The sequence below is a fragment of the Hyphomonas atlantica corrig. genome (genome assembly GCF_000682715.1).
Taxonomy (GTDB): Bacteria; Pseudomonadota; Alphaproteobacteria; order Caulobacterales; family Hyphomonadaceae; genus Hyphomonas; species Hyphomonas atlantica.
In genome coordinates this window covers 91,171-104,812 of sequence record NZ_AWFH01000012.1, presented here as the reverse complement: position 1 = coordinate 104,812, position 13,642 = coordinate 91,171, and the positions used below count along the sequence as shown (strand labels likewise).

The window sequence follows — 13,642 nt, the reverse complement described above, 5'->3', positions numbered from 1 at the left end:
TCTCCGGCAAACAGAATTCCAGTCTTCCAGTTAGGGATTTGCACTGGCAACGTCGAGGGCCAGCGCCCAGTAGCTTGCAGAAAGCCGGATTTATATATGACGCCCCTGCTCACCCATCCCGCCCTGCGGATACTCGCTGCGATGGCGGCGCTGATCATCGCGGCGACAATCTGCTACCTGTCACTCATCCCAGCCACCGAGGCCCCTGCCCCCCAATTTTCAGACAAGATCAAACACTTCGTCGCGTATGCCGCCCTCGCCGCCCCGCTGGGCGTTGCATTCGGAATTGGCAAAGCGCGCGTGCTGGCCGGTTTCGCAATCGCGGCGACCTACGGCATGACGATGGAAATTGCGCAGATGATGGGCGATGCAGGCCGAGAGGGATCCTGGCTCGACATTGCAGCCAATGTGGCGGGCGCGATCATCGGCCTCGCAATCGTCACGCTCTTGCGGGGGGATTGGCGCCTATTCGGCGGCGACCGTCGCTGAATGCTTTACGTCTTCCTCGTCCAGCTCATAGACAAATCGCAGGATGGAGGCGCAACGCTGCGCGACAGTTTTCAACTCTGGAGGAAACGCGTCAGGGGACTCTTCATATTGGTCCGCCACTTGCCGCGCCGTCTGCAACAGGTCCGGCGTGCAGGCAATCATGCGCGCCTGATGTTCGATGCGCTGCGGGTCGCGGTCATACTCACTGCCTGACACACGCCAGCCGCTCAGGTCTTCCTCATCGGTGATAACAACCGGAAACGTTCCGACTTCGCTGAGGTCCGGCCCGCCAATGCGCGCGCGCCATTTCGCCTTGCGCCGCACGATATGCCAGTGCTCCAGCATGATCTCGTCATTCTCGGGACGGTGCGGGCGCGTTTCAGTCGGTGACGTGTCGTCAGCCGACAGTTCATGCGCCTGAAAGCTGCGCCCCAATCCGCACTCATAGGTAACGCGCAGGGGCTCGTCCACGTCCTTCACCCAATGGGGAATGACTTGCTCGATCAACGCCCAGGTTCCTACGGGCTTTACGAAGACGCGCTGCGCCTTGTGAAATACGGCCTTGGCCATCAACAGCTCCCGATCTCAACGCCGGTAAATGCCATCCGGGTCTTTCAGGGCCGTGAAGCGGAACGATCAAATTTCACGCAACCCGCATTTTTCCCAATCCAAAGTGGATTCAGGCGTTTCCGTTGGGTGACGGGTTTCCGCGCACGTAAAGCGCGCTATTTTCTCGGTCATTGGAGAAAATAGAGTGGCCCAACGGCCAGCAAGGGGAGCGCAAGCGACATGAACTTCGACTTTTCCGAAGACCAGAAATTCCTCGGCAATGAAGCCCGGAAATTCCTGGAATCCGAATGCCCGATGACGGCTGTCCGTCTGGTCCTGAACGATGATGATGTCAGCCACAATGCCGACGTCTGGAAAAAAGTCGTCGAAATGGGCTGGCTCGGCACCGCCATTCCGGAAGAACATGGCGGCCTTGGCCTCGGCCTGCTGGAAGTCTGCGTACTGGCAGAAGAGATGGGCCGCGTCCTCGCGCCGGTGCCGTGGGCGTCGACCGTCTACTTCTTCACCGAAGCGCTGAAGATCGCTGGCTCGTCCGAACAACAGGCAGATGTCCTGCCCCGCATCGTCAGCGGTGACGTCGTCGGCTGCTACGCCGCCAGCGAAGGCCCCGGCAATCCGACTGCGGCCAATCTGAAAACCACATTCGACGGTTCCACCCTCTCCGGCACGAAAGTGCCTGTCACCGATGGCGATGTGGCAACACATGCCGTCGTGCTGGCCAAGGAAGGCTCCGGCGCAAGCCTCGTCCTCGTGGACCTGACCGGTGAAGGCGTTACCCGCAAGACGCTTCAGACGCTGGACCCGACCCGCAGCCATGCCGAGATCGTCTTCGACAAGGCCCCGGCCACACGCCTCGGAAACGCTGGCGACGGCGAAATGCTGAACGACCAGATTCTGGATCACGCCGCTGTGCTGCTCGCCTTCGAACAGCTGGGCGGAGCATCCCGCGCGCTGGAAATGGCGACGGACTATGCAAAAGAGCGCTACGCGTTTGGCCGTCCGATTGGTGGCAACCAGGCTATCAAGCACAAGCTGGCCGAAATGTATGTGAAGAACGAAGTGGCCCGCTCCAACTGTTTCTACGGTGCATGGGCGGTCTCCACCGGCGCAGCGGAACTGCCGGAAGCGGCTGCTGCGGCCCGTATCGCGGCCTGCGAAGCCTTCTGGTTTGCTTCCAAGGAAAACATCCAGACTCATGGCGGCATGGGCTTCACATGGGAGGTGGACTGCCACCTCTTCTATCGCCGCGCCAAGCTGCTGGCCGTTCAGGCCGGCGCCCCGAAAGTGTGGAAAGAGAAACTCGTCCGCACCCTCGAAAACAAGAACGCCGCATAAGGAGGAAACAGACATGGACTTCAACGATACCAAAGAAGAAGCCGAATTCCGCGCCGAAGCACGCGCTTTCCTCGGCAAACACCTTGACCCAAAAGGCGACAAGCCCCTGCGCCAGCGCGTCGATGGCTCTGAATTCATGCGCCGCGCCAAGGAATGGCAGAAAACGAAGGCTGAGAACGGCTACGCCCAGATCACATGGCCAAAGGAGATCGGCGGCCGTGGTGGCACACCGATGCAGCAGGTCATCTGGAACCAGGAAGAAGGCAAGTTCGACGCGCCAACCGGCCCGTTCACCATCGGCCTTGGCATGTGCATCCCGACCGTCATTGCCTTCGGGTCTGACGAGCACAAGAAACGCTATGTCGGCAAGGCGCTGAAAGGCGAGGAAATCTGGTGCCAGCTCTTCTCGGAACCGTCCGCAGGGTCTGACGTCGCAGGCCTGAAGACCCGCGCCGTGAAAGATGGCGACGAATGGGTCATCAACGGCCAGAAGGTCTGGACCTCCGGCGCGCATTATTCCGACTACGGCATCCTGCTGACCCGGACCGATCCGAGCGTGCCAAAGCACAAGGGCCTGACCATGTTCATCGTGGACATGAAGCAGGCTGGCGTTGAAGTGCGCCCGATCCACCAGGCATCTGGCGGCCGTGAGTTCAACGAAGTCTACTTCACCGACGTCCGTATCAAGGATTCCGATCGCCTCGGCGATGTCGGCCAAGGCTGGAAAGTGGCCATCGTCACGCTGATGAACGAACGCCTCGCCGTGGGCGGATCGCCGGGCCCGGACTGGGCGGAGATCATGGCCTACGCCAAAGAGGCCGGCACCATGTCGGATCAGGCCTTCCGCGAGAAGCTGGCGGATTGGTATGTCGCAGCGCAAGGCTACAAGCTGACCAAGTTCCGTACACAGACGGCCCTATCGCGCGGCCAGACACCGGGACCGGAAAACTCGATCGGTAAGATCATCACGGCCAACCATCTTCAGGATATCTGCAACTCGGCCATCGAGATGCAGGACCATTACGGCATCCTGACGGATTCAGACCGGATGCCAGCCGACGCCATCTTCCAGCAGAGCTTCATGTGGGCCCCTGGCCTGCGCATTGCTGGCGGTACGGACGAGATCCTGAAGAACATCATCGCCGAACGCGTTCTTGGACTGCCTCAGGATGTCCGGGTCGACAAGGACCTGCCGTTCGACCAGATGAAGAGCGGCTAGCTCAGCTTTCGGGTTCGGCCGCGTGGGCGTTGATGTACTGGCTGACAAAGCCGGCAACTTCGTCCACGCAGGCCCGCCCGGCCCCTGCCAGCGCCTTGGCGCGGTCTGCATTGGAATCGCCATCGGCCTGCTGCGTGGTTGAAATAATCGTCTGATCCAGAACATCCCGCGATGCCCCTTCGAGAAGGGTCGCACGTACCCGGCACCGCCCCGTCGTTCCGGACAGGGTGAAATCGGTCACCTGCCACGCCAGTTCATATTCTGCGAGTGCGCCCGTCTCCGGCACAATTGCCTTGCCCGATCCATTCCCTTCCAGCGCATCCAGCATTGCCATCTGGATCAGGCGCGTGGAGGAATCGGTCCACTCCACATTCGGCACCAGCCTCAGCGCACCGGAGGAATCCTCCGCTGCAATGGCCCGTCCGGCGACAAGGCGCGACGCTTCCGGTTCGCGAACGACGATGGATGCTTCAAGATCATACACCGTCTCAACGGCGGCAAACCGGTACAACCCTTGCGGCACCTTCGGTTCCGGCAAGACGGAGACACAGGCAGCCAGGCCAAAGGCAGCAACGCCCGTTGCGAGGCAGGTAGCAAGCTTACGGATCATCTATCGGCTCTCCTCATACGGGGCCGGGTCACCGACCACGAAGCCCTGTGGGTTCTGTTCAAGTTCACGCGCCACCCGGTCCAGCCGCGCGATCAACACGCGCAGATCACGGCTGGCCAGACGAGCATCCTGAAGCGCGTCCGTCGCCGGGCCTTCAATCGCATCGGCCGCGGCTGAGATGGCGCGATTGCTCTCTTCTACGGCTGTATTCGCGTTCTCCGTGACGTTTCTCAGATCAGCGATCAGCGCATTGGCTTCACCGCCAAACTGAGTGATCTGCGCGTCTGCATTGGAACTGAAAGATCCGAAGGAGGCCGAGGCCTCTTCAAACCGTTGCGCCGCAGCGGACACATCTCGCAACGTGGTCGTCGCCTGCGCCATCGTGCCATCCGTGGCGGCAAGCTGGCCACTGAGTCGCTCGATATTGGTCAGCGTCTTGGAAAGGGATTCGATATTCTCATCGGTCAGCACCAGATTGACCCGCTCAATCGTGCGCGTCGCCTTGCCCAGCACTTCGGCGCCACCGGCAAAGATCTCATCCAGTTGGGTGCGTTCTGCCTTGATCACAGGAACGGGCTGTCCGGGCCGCGCACGCAGGGAGGCCGCGTTCGGTGTGCCTGCCGTGATCTGAACAAAGGTAATGCCCGTGATACCCGCCAACTGAATCGAGGCGGTGGAGTCCACCTTAACCGGCGTTTCGGAATCGACGCGGATGCGGGCGCGAACCTTTGACGGATCCCCCCGATCAATCCGCACCCAGGACACTTCACCCACCTTGATGCCGATATAGCGGACGGACGCCCCCTGCTCCAAAGACACCGGGCCTTCGAAGACGATGTCATAGGCTTCGAAATCCTGACGGAATTGCGACTGGCCCAGCCACAATGTGAAGACTGCAACCGCCATCGTCGCAATGATCACGAACGCACCGATCAGCGCATAATTTGCACGTGTTTCCATTGTCTCCGGGCTCCTCTTCTAGTGTCCCGCAGCGGCCCGCCCACGCGGACCTCCGAAATATTCCTGGACCCAGGGATGATCAAAGGCCCTCAACTCATCAATTGTTCCGACCGCCAGCACGCGTTTCTCGCCAAGCACGGCAATCCGGTCACACGTCGCATGCAGCGTATCCACATCATGCGTCACAAGGAAGACTGTCAGGCCCAGTGCGCGCTGAAGATCGCGGATCAGGGCATCGAAATTGGCCGCCGTGATCGGGTCGAGCCCGGCTGTCGGCTCGTCCAGGAACAAGAGCTCCGGATCCAGCGCCAGCGCGCGGGCCAGTGCGGCCCGCTTGCGCATGCCGCCGGACAAATCCGACGGGAATTTGGGCCCCGCATCGGCATGCAGCCCGGCCATCAGAATCTTCATGTCGGCCAGCTCTCGGCAAAGTTGCGGCGATAGCTCCGTATGCTCTTTCATCGGCACCATGACGTTTTCACGCACGGTGAGGTTCGAGAACAGCGCGCCATCCTGGAACATGACCCCCCAGCTACGCTCGACCGCGGCGCGTTCTTCGGCGTCCAGCGTCTCCAGACGTTTGCCAAACACTTCAATGCTGCCCGCTGCCGGTTCCTTGAGGCCGGTAATCGCCCGCAGCAGAACGGACTTGCCGCAGCCGGACGGGCCGATAATGCCGATGATTTCGCCTCGCCGGATATCAAGGTCCAGATGCTCATGAACAACATGGCTGCCATAGGCTGTCTTGAGGTCGCGTATGCGGATGATGAAATCATCGGTCATATGCCCATCTCCATGTAGAAGATGGCAAACAATGCATCGATCACGATGATCGAGAATATGGCCTGCACCACTGATGTTGTCGTCTTGCTGCCCAGCGACTGGACTGACCCGCCAACGTTCAGGCCTTGCCGACAAGCGATCAGTGCCACGACAAAGCCAAACACCGGTGCCTTGGACATACCCACCCAGAACTGGTCCAGCGGAACATTGGATTGCAACCGATCCAGAAACAGGGCCGGGTTGATGTCCAGCGCCATCCAGCCCACCATCACGCCGCCCGCAATTCCCGCAATCGTGCCAACAAATGCCAGCACCGGCGTTGCAACCACCATCGCCAGAATTCGCGGCGCGACCAGAACGTCCATCGGTTTCAGGCCGAGTGTCTGCATCGCGTCGATTTCCTGACGCATCTTCATCGTGCCGATCTGCGCCGTGAAGGAGGAATTGGTTCGCCCCGCCAACACAATCCCGGTCATCATGACGCCCAGCTCTCGCAACATGGCGAAGCCGATCAGTTCGACGACGAAGACTTCAGATCCGAGGTCGCGCAAAGTCGTCGCGCCGATAAAGGCGACCACCATGCCGACAAAAAACGACAGGAAGGCGATGATCGGCATCGCATCGAGACCGGCCTCTTCAAGGACAGACACAATCGACGTCCAGCGCAGTTTCCAAGGCGTCAGCACCAGACGGAACGTCGTCACCAGCGTCTCGCCCAGAAAAGCGAGCATGTCCCGCGACTCGGACAGCATGTTCATGAAGCCGCGACCGGTGCGTTCCAGCATGTCGACCAATCCGCCATGCGCTGGGCGTTTGGGCTCGTCCACATCGGTGACCGCGTGAACCTGACCGATCAGGTTTTCGGCGTTCCGATGGTCTCCCACAATATCTGCAGGCGCGTCTGACAATTGGCGCAATGTGCGGTCAATGACGAACGCTCCGGCCGTATCCAGTTGGCCCAGACCGGATACGTCCAGTGTCACACCCGCCCCGCTTTCCAGAGCGCGCAAATCCTCATCCACGATCTGAACCGTGCGCACCGTCCAGTCGCCCGAGACGCGGAGCACAGTCTGTTCGTCGCTGGTTTCCAGCGCGAATTCGGGGGTGTTAGGGTTTGCCATGCAATACTTTTATACCTGCCCACCCTATCCAAACATGCTTAAGACCTGAAAAGCAGGATTGTTCAAATTTCATCTATCAGGACCATACATGGCCAAGCGGACCCTTGAAATCACTGATTTTTCTTCGCCCCTGAAGCGCGCGTTTACCATTTCGCGCGGTGCGAAGACCAGCGCGGAGACCATTCTGGTAACCATACGCCAGGATGGCGCTGTTGGCCGTGGGGAGTGCGTGCCCTATCCGCGCTATAGCGAAACCCAGCCAGGTGTCCGCGCCGCGATTGGGGAGATGCGTGCGCAAATCGAAGACGGGCTGAGCCGGGATGCCCTTCAGGACGCGATGCCAGCTGGCGCCGCACGGTGCGCCGTGGACTGCGCGTTGTGGGACCTCGAAGCGAAGCTCACCGGCACACCTGTCTGGCAGCTGGCAGGCCTGCCTGAACCCGGGCCGGTCGAAACTGCCGTGACGGTCAGTCTCGACACCGCTGAAGCGATGGGAGAGGCCGCCAAATCCACGCCGAGCAAGCTCCTGAAACTGAAGCTCGGCGGCGCGGAGGATCTTGACCGGATCGAAGCGGTTCACGCCGTCCGCCCGGATGCGCGCCTGATCGTGGATGGCAATGAGGGCCTGCTGGTGGACCAGTTCCCCGGCATCATGAAGCGCGCGGCAGAGCTGGGCGTCGTTCTGGTCGAGCAGCCCTTCCCCGCTGGCAAGGACGAGGCCTTGCTGCGTCGGCCCGGCGCGGTATCGGTGTGCGCAGACGAAAGCGCGCACACAAGCGCAGAGATACAGGACCTTGCCCGTCGCTATGATGCGGTCAACGTAAAGCTCGACAAGACCGGAGGCCTGACTGAAGCGATCCGCATGGTGCAGGCTGCCCGGGCAAGCGGCATGAATGTCATGATTGGCTGCATGGTCGCAGGCTCCATCTCCATGGCGCCTGCTGTCTTGCTGGCTGGCCTTGCGGATGCCACCGACCTCGACGGACCACTCTGGCTCGCCGAGGATGTGGTAGACGGCCTGACCTATACGGATGGAATGATCAGCCCACCGAAGCCCGAACTCTGGGGCTAGGCCGCGCCGTCCAGAATATCCTTGAAGCCGCTTGGCGCATGCGGGCCCATGAACAATTGCTCGAATGCGCCGATCCCTTCGGAGGACAACCCGTTCGGGCATTCATGCCTTGCGCGGGCAATGGCCTGAATGTGCAGATTCTCTGGCTGCTGCCACGCCAGCTTTTCCGGTTCGTAGTCTTCGCGCAATACGGATAATTGATCGCCCTGATACGAGCCATGCTTGCGCTCCGGATGGCCATAGCCAATGCCCTTCATCAGGAAGGTACCAAACGGCTCGAAGCTCACCGTATGCGCGCCGCCCTGACCGTCTTCAAGGTGCAGCTTCGCAGATTTCATCCGCCGCGTTCCGGACGTGTACTGGATATCCATATGCGGCTTGTCGAGATGGATCAGATCGCCCTGCCCTGCGCCATCCATCGCCAGCACGGCGCGCGTGTTCCACGCCTCACCCGCCTCATCATGGTTCACATGATAGAACATGGACAGGTTCGGGAAATTGGTAGGCGTCCAGATCCAGTAGAATTGTGGCGGCAGCGGCGGGATCAGCGGCTGTGTATCCTGCGCCCCGATCGGACGTACGCCCCAGCTGCGGTCACGCGTTCCCGTCCAGCTGCCCGGTGAGACATCGATCTCTGTGCCATCAATGCGCAGCTTGCCAGCCCAGCGGCCGTTCTGCGTCATGCGCGTCACATCCATCAGCATGCGCGGCCCCTGGCGGCGCGTGAAGCGCGGCTCCTCGATCGGGAAGGCCCGCCCCTCGAAGACAAGGTCCAGCGCAATGCCTTCGGTTTCCTCAACCTTCAGCCGTATGCGCTTCAGCGGTTCGACCACTTCTACTGAAAAGCCGCCAACAAAGGTATTCATCCGCTCCATGTTCAGCGGACGGGAAAAGAAGACCGAATGTTGCTTACCGCCCCTCAGAACTGACACGGCAGCGTCGATGATGTTCAGGTGCGGATAGATGCCCATCGCCGCGGCGAAGAACGTCTCGCCATCGGGAGAATAGCCATTGAAGAAATAGCGGTCGTAGAAATTCCGGTCGGAGCCTGAAAAGGCCACAGGTTCCGGTGTCTGGTGAATCGGATACTCATCTCCGGCTGTCAGCATGTCGTTTCCTTCCTTCGCGTCACCACTTGGCGGGCAACGTCCCGCAGCTAGGGTGAACGACACACACAGACGGTTCAAGCCGTGACGCAAAGGGAGCCCAAAAAATCATGACCAAGATGACGGCAGACGAAGCCAACACATTCCTGCGCGGCGCATTCGCGACGAAAGACAATCGAACGGAAGTCACGCTGATGGAAGATGGCCGCGCCGTGATGCGCCTCGTGGCGGATGAATCGAATTTGCGCCCCGGCGGCTATATTTCCGGACCGACGCAGATGTCGCTGGTCGACTCCGCCGCCTATATGGCCGTGATGACGAAGACGGGCCATGAGCCCATGACCGTGACCAGCAATCTCAGCATCAACTTCCTGCGACCTTGTATCGGGGATGTGGTCGTCGCGGATGCGCGTATATTGAAGATCGGTCAGGCTTTGGCCGTCATGGAAGTGGATGTAAGGATCGAAGGCGCAGACAAGCCGTCAAGTCATGCGGTTGTGACCTATGCGATCCCGAGAGAACCGAGTGGAATGGCATGAATGCATTGGGACTGATCGCCGGCCTTCTGGGATTTGCAGCCGTGGCGCTGGGCGCCTTTGGTGCGCATGGGCTGGAAGGTGTTCTGAGGGCTGAAGGCACTGACTGGTGGCACACGGCAACGCTCTATGCCCTGCCGCATTCTGTCGCCGCGCTGGTCATTTCCCTGCACGGCAACACCGGCCTGCTGCGCAAGGCGGGCTGGGCGTTTGCGATTGGGACGATCATCTTTGCCGGAACGCTCTACGCGATGGCGTTGGGCGCGCCGCGCTGGTTCGGGGCGATCACCCCGATTGGCGGCGTTGGATTGCTGGTGGGATGGGCCCTCTGCGCCTTCGGCGCTCGAAAGGCAGCCTAGAGACGCGACTTAAGAAGTCGAACGGCTAAGCGAGGCGTATTTATCCGCGAGACCATCTGCCGTATCGCGGGCGTCGTCGATCGTGTCTGCGAACGATTTGAGCTCCCGGTCAACTGGCGCGATATCCATGTCCATGTCGGACCGGGACGTGACATCGCCAAGGGCACCCTGGAAGTTGCGATAGGCCATCTGTGCGCGCACCAGGGCCCGCTCATAGCTCATCACATCGGCGCGGGTGGCAGAATCCTGCCCGCCGGTTTCGAGCACATCGCGGGCTTCACGGCTGACATCTGCCAGACCGGTACGAGCGGCCTGAGCGTCCGATACGATGCGTGCCAGCACCAGCGAGGGTGCATCTGATTTCGCGCCAATGCGGAAAGCATAGTCGCGGGTTTCGTCATCAGATTTTCCGTTGATCAGCGTGGACGCAAAACCAGCCAAGCCGCCGGTTGCTTCAATCCAGCCCTTCTTGACGGCATCGGTGCAATATTCAGCAGAAACTTTACGCAGGGCAGACTGGGATTGCGTGAGACTGGTTTCAACCGAAGTCTCACCGGATACCATCGAAACGGTTGCGCATCCTGCCAGAAGGCATAGGGATGCACCCAGAACTATACTACGCATTTGACAGCCACCTGCACACCTGATTGGGACCACACCTGCAATAATGTTTACGGTTGCCACTGGCACAAGTCCAGTAACACCGCACAATATGACTGAGAATAAGTGAAAACTGCATGAACAGACGCTCCAACCGCCGCATTTTGTATCCGAGACTGGAATCCAGACGCTCTGGAAGGCTGCGAGTCAGCGAAATTCACGAAATTTACTGGGAAGAATCGGGGAATCCGAACGGGATTCCTGTCATTGCCGTACATGGAGGCCCCGGAGGCGGCTCAAGCCCAGAAATGAGGCGCTTTTTCGATCCGGGCAAATATCGCATCATTTTGTTCGATCAGCGCGGCTGTGGGCGCTCCACCCCGCACTCTGAATTGCGGGAAAACACGACCTGGGACCTGATCGATGACATGGAGTCGATTCGGGACGCCCTCGGCGTCGACAGATGGCTGGTGTTTGGCGGCTCATGGGGCTCCACCCTGTCGCTGGCCTATGGCGTGACCCATCCGGATCGCACGCTCGGCCTCGTCCTGCGCGGCATCTTTCTCGTCTCGAAAGCCGAGATCCAGTGGTTCTACCAATCCGGCGCCAGCCGTCTGTTTCCGGATGCCTATGACCGCTACATCAAGCCGATCCCGGAGGACGAGCGCGACGACCTTCTGATGGCCTTCCACAAGCGCCTGATCGGCGACGACAAGCAGGCACGCATCGACGCCGCCCGCGCCTGGTCGCGCTGGGAAGGCGAAACCCTGTCCATCAAGGGGCCAACGACAACCCCTGCCCGGTTCAATGAAGATGATTTCGTCGACGCTTTCGCCCGGATCGAATGCCACTATTTTGTCAATCGCGGCTTCTTCGCGTCGGACAATTGGCTGCTGGAAGAAGCCAAAACCAAGCTGAAGGATGTGCCCGGTGTGATCGTGCACGGCCGGTATGATGTGGTGACACCACTCTCCACCGCTTGGGCGCTTTCAAAGGCCTGGCCTAAAGCCGACATCCACATCATTCCGGATGCAGGTCACTCCTCCATGGAGCCCGGCATTGTCGACAAGCTGATCCAGGCAACGGACGATTTTGCCATCCAGTATGCAGACCTGATCAAGGCGTAACACAAAAGGCCGGACAGGCCGCGCCTTCCGGTTTTACGAAGAGTGTGACGGGCGGAAGAGACAGAGGCCGCGTCAGGTTTTGGTATTGGGGAAGTTCAGGTTGCGACCCTGCACCTTCCGCCGCCGGGAGAACGCATCGCCTCGTTCGCCCCACCGGAACAGGAAAGCCAGAAAGTCCGGTGACAGGAACCATCCTGCCGCAGAATTCCGCGCGCCGGATTGGCGGGCTGTTTCTACCTGTCCCCATATAAGAAAAGGGGGCGCATAGACGCCCCCTTCTCCGCAGGTCTTGTGTGTGCTGTTGCCTAGATCACGCCAAGCTTGGTCAGTGTGCCAAGCACGAGGATGAAGGCCAGCGCAGGTGGCACAACCCAGCGGCACATGAAGCGCCAGAGATTCATGATCGTCCCTTCGCCAAGCTCACTGGTCAGCATCTCGCGGCTGAGGATCCAGCCCGCGAACACCGCCAGCAACAAGGCGCAGAGCGGCAGCATGATGTTGCCGGTGATGATGTCAGCAAAGTCGATGAAGTCTGATGAGAAGACATAGCCCATGCCGATCATGAACAGGACGAAGCCAATGCCCATTGCTGCCCCGGGACGGGTGACGCCTTCGCGCTCTTCCAGCCACGCAACGCCCACTTCCATCAATGAGATCGAAGACGTGAAGGCCGCAAACAGGGCCAGCAGGAAGAAGGCTCCGCCAACCCAGACGCCCAGCGCGCCCATCTGGCTGAATGCGATTGGCATCGACACGAAGAACAGGCCCGGTCCGCCGGCCGGGTCCGCCCCGAAGGCAAACACGATCGGGAAGATCGCAAAGCCAGCGATCAGCGCCACCATCGTATCGGCGCTCGCCACAATGGCCGATGAGCGTGGAATGTTGGTATCGCGGCTGAGATAGGCCCCATAGGTGACCATCAGGCAGGAGCCGACGGACAGCGAGAAGAAGGCCTGGCCCACCGCTTCCAGGAAGGTGGCCATGGTGACCTTGCTGAAATCCGGAGTCAGCAGGAAGCTGGCCGCAGCACCGGCATCACCCTCAACGAGCGCAAAGCCGACAATACCGATCAGCAGGATGAAGAAGGCAGGCATCAGGAAAGTGGCCGCTTTTTCAATCCCCCCCTTCACGCCGCGCGCCACGATGAATGTGTTCAGCGCGATAAAGGCCGCAAGCAATGTGCCGATCATGTATTTATTGCTGATCGTCTGGCCGAAATTGGTGGAGGATACATCTGCAAGGCTGACAGTTGTGCCGGTCTCTGCAGTGAGGCGCGCCGCTTCATCTGCAAAGCGTGTGAAAGTGCCGTCGAAGGCCTGGGGAATGAAGGCCAGAACCCAGGCTGAGATCACGATGTAGAAGGTAAGGATAAAGAACGAGCCCAGCGTTCCGATCCAGCCGACAACCTGCCAGTTCTCACTCTTGTTTTCGGCGCGCGCGAGAGAGTGAATGCCCTCAATCGCCGACATGCCGGATTTCCGTCCCACGGCATATTCTGCCATCAGCACGGTAAGGCCGAGGAACAGGACGCAAATCAGATAGATGATGATGAATGCGCCGCCGCCATTTTCACCTGCAGTGAATGGGAAGCGCCAGAAATTGCCCAATCCGACCGATGAGCCGACCGCGGCCATGATAAATCCAAAGCGCGAGCCCCAATGGTCCGTCTTGCGGCCAATTTCTCCTGCCATATGCCCTCTCCCCGGGTCAAAGTTTTGCGCGAACCTATCGACGGCAAAACAAAAATCAACGATT

15 protein-coding genes are annotated in these 13,642 nt (G+C 60.0%); 7 read left to right on the top strand and 8 right to left on the bottom strand.

Features of this window, described 5'->3' with window-relative positions:
* Positions 1-96 precede the first annotated feature (96 nt).
* On the top strand, positions 97-489 hold the full coding sequence (locus HY36_RS07850; RefSeq protein ID WP_051602620.1) for a VanZ family protein: 393 nt from the start codon (positions 97-99) through the stop codon (positions 487-489).
* On the opposite strand, the gene HY36_RS07845 is transcribed toward HY36_RS07850, so the two are convergent.
* Positions 466-1,059 (bottom strand): hypothetical protein, encoded by a 594-nt coding sequence (locus tag HY36_RS07845; protein ID WP_035550848.1) that lies wholly within the window; start codon positions 1,057-1,059, stop codon positions 466-468. The two genes, HY36_RS07850 and HY36_RS07845, sit on opposite strands and share 24 nt — an antisense overlap.
* A 219-nt stretch (positions 1,060-1,278) precedes the next feature.
* Between HY36_RS07845 and HY36_RS07840 the strand changes: the two genes are divergently transcribed.
* Both HY36_RS07840 and HY36_RS07835 read left to right on the top strand, forming a co-directional pair.
* A complete protein-coding gene (locus HY36_RS07840) occupies positions 1,279-2,394 on the top strand; it encodes an acyl-CoA dehydrogenase family protein (RefSeq protein WP_035550845.1) in 1,116 nt (371 codons plus the stop codon).
* 13 nt (positions 2,395-2,407) lie between these two features.
* Positions 2,408-3,613, top strand: coding sequence for an acyl-CoA dehydrogenase family protein (locus HY36_RS07835; protein WP_035550842.1), 1,206 nt, complete (start codon positions 2,408-2,410; stop codon positions 3,611-3,613).
* 1 nt (position 3,614) lies between these two features.
* On the opposite strand, the gene HY36_RS07830 is transcribed toward HY36_RS07835, so the two are convergent.
* From HY36_RS07830 to HY36_RS07815, 4 genes are read right to left on the bottom strand one after another with little or no spacing between them, the layout of a single operon-like run.
* Positions 3,615-4,223, bottom strand: coding sequence for an ABC-type transport auxiliary lipoprotein family protein (locus tag HY36_RS07830; RefSeq protein ID WP_035550838.1), 609 nt, complete (start codon positions 4,221-4,223; stop codon positions 3,615-3,617).
* Complete coding sequence (locus HY36_RS07825) at positions 4,224-5,183, bottom strand: MlaD family protein (protein ID WP_035550836.1); 960 nt, start codon at positions 5,181-5,183, stop codon at positions 4,224-4,226.
* 18 nt (positions 5,184-5,201) lie between these two features.
* Complete coding sequence (locus tag HY36_RS07820; RefSeq protein WP_035550833.1) at positions 5,202-5,966, bottom strand: ABC transporter ATP-binding protein; 765 nt, start codon at positions 5,964-5,966, stop codon at positions 5,202-5,204.
* Positions 5,963-7,087 (bottom strand): ABC transporter permease, encoded by a 1,125-nt coding sequence (locus HY36_RS07815; RefSeq protein ID WP_035550831.1) that lies wholly within the window; start codon positions 7,085-7,087, stop codon positions 5,963-5,965. Before HY36_RS07815 ends, HY36_RS07820 begins: the two co-directional genes overlap by 4 nt.
* 88 nt (positions 7,088-7,175) lie before the next feature.
* Between HY36_RS07815 and dgcA the strand changes: the two genes are divergently transcribed.
* Positions 7,176-8,159 carry an N-acetyl-D-Glu racemase DgcA gene (dgcA, locus tag HY36_RS07810; protein ID WP_035550829.1) on the top strand — a complete coding sequence of 328 codons (984 nt, stop codon included), beginning with the start codon at positions 7,176-7,178 and terminating at the stop codon, positions 8,157-8,159.
* On the opposite strand, the gene HY36_RS07805 is transcribed toward dgcA, so the two are convergent.
* Positions 8,156-9,268: a hypothetical protein gene (locus HY36_RS07805; protein ID WP_035550826.1), complete on the bottom strand. Its 1,113-nt coding sequence runs from the start codon at positions 9,266-9,268 to the stop codon at positions 8,156-8,158. The genes dgcA and HY36_RS07805 overlap by 4 nt on opposite strands.
* Positions 9,269-9,375: 107 nt before the next feature.
* Here HY36_RS07805 and HY36_RS07800 point away from each other — a divergent pair, with 107 nt between their 5' ends.
* Positions 9,376-9,804: a PaaI family thioesterase gene (locus HY36_RS07800; protein ID WP_035550823.1), complete on the top strand. Its 429-nt coding sequence runs from the start codon at positions 9,376-9,378 to the stop codon at positions 9,802-9,804.
* Positions 9,801-10,160, top strand: coding sequence for a DUF423 domain-containing protein (locus HY36_RS07795; RefSeq protein WP_051602619.1), 360 nt, complete (start codon positions 9,801-9,803; stop codon positions 10,158-10,160). The genes HY36_RS07800 and HY36_RS07795 overlap by 4 nt, the downstream gene beginning before the upstream one ends.
* 9 nt (positions 10,161-10,169) lie before the next feature.
* Here the strand turns inward: HY36_RS07795 and HY36_RS07790 are convergent, their stop codons facing one another.
* On the bottom strand, positions 10,170-10,784 hold the full coding sequence (locus HY36_RS07790) for a hypothetical protein (protein WP_155841794.1): 615 nt from the start codon (positions 10,782-10,784) through the stop codon (positions 10,170-10,172).
* 113 nt (positions 10,785-10,897) lie between these two features.
* Between HY36_RS07790 and pip the strand changes: the two genes are divergently transcribed.
* A complete protein-coding gene (gene pip, locus HY36_RS07785) occupies positions 10,898-11,887 on the top strand; it encodes a prolyl aminopeptidase (RefSeq protein ID WP_035550816.1) in 990 nt (329 codons plus the stop codon).
* A 305-nt stretch (positions 11,888-12,192) separates the two neighbouring features.
* On the opposite strand, the gene HY36_RS07780 is transcribed toward pip, so the two are convergent.
* Positions 12,193-13,578 carry a sodium-dependent transporter gene (locus HY36_RS07780; RefSeq protein ID WP_035550813.1) on the bottom strand — a complete coding sequence of 462 codons (1,386 nt, stop codon included), beginning with the start codon at positions 13,576-13,578 and terminating at the stop codon, positions 12,193-12,195.
* Between the last annotated feature and the right edge of the window lie 64 nt (positions 13,579-13,642).